This is a genomic window from Paraflavisolibacter caeni (assembly GCF_025628885.1).
In the GTDB taxonomy this organism is placed as follows: Bacteria; Bacteroidota; Bacteroidia; order Chitinophagales; family Chitinophagaceae; genus Flavisolibacter; species Flavisolibacter caeni.
In genome coordinates this window covers 1-678 of record NZ_JAOTIF010000081.1, presented here as the reverse complement: position 1 = coordinate 678, position 678 = coordinate 1, and the positions used below count along the sequence as shown (strand labels likewise).

Annotated in this window: 1 protein-coding gene; it reads right to left on the bottom strand. The window is 56.6% G+C overall.

The window, feature by feature from the left end:
* Window positions 1-648, bottom strand: a 648-nt coding sequence (locus tag OCK74_RS27855; RefSeq protein ID WP_423803188.1) for a glycosyltransferase family 2 protein, incomplete at its 3' end; no start/stop codon positions are given.
* Between the last annotated feature and the right edge of the window lie 30 nt (window positions 649-678).

Here is a 678-nt window from a genome sequence, read left to right as displayed (position 1 = left end):
ATGTTTATGCCACACATAGGCATCTGCCTGGTAGCAGATGGTGTAACCTGCCTTGAGCACTTTATAGAACATGTAGGTATCCTCCCCTACGCCGGAAGGCATGCCGGCACCTAAGGACTCCTCCATCAGGCCAATGTCCGGGTGCGCAAAAATACTGGAGCGAAAGGCAGCATTGGCTGTAGCCCCCAACTGCCAGGTAGGCACCGCATTCCGGTGGGCTTCAAACCACTTGCCATTTGCTTCTTTGTTTTCAAAGCCGCGCCCCAAACCGCCATAACTCTCAAACAAACGCTGCGAGGGGCTCTCCAGTTCCATGGGCAGCACATTGCCTGTCACCACCATCACGTCGGGACGGGCAAAGGGTACCAATAGCCGCTCCAACCAATCTGCCGGCATGGTGACATCATCATCGGTAGCCACGCAAATCTCTCCGCTGCTGGCGGCAAAGCCGGCATTGCGTGCATAGGACAGGCCCTTGCGCAGTTCCTCAACCAGCAGCACACTGCTAAATTCAGCCACGACCGGTGCGGTTAAACCCGAAGCCGGGTGGTTGTCTACCACGATGATCTCTACGGGTCGTTGGGTCTGCTGGGCCACCAGACTGCGGAGGCACTGGCTCAGATCCTCTGGCCGGTCGTAGGTGGCCACAACTATAGACACCTTTACTTCCGGAGAAAG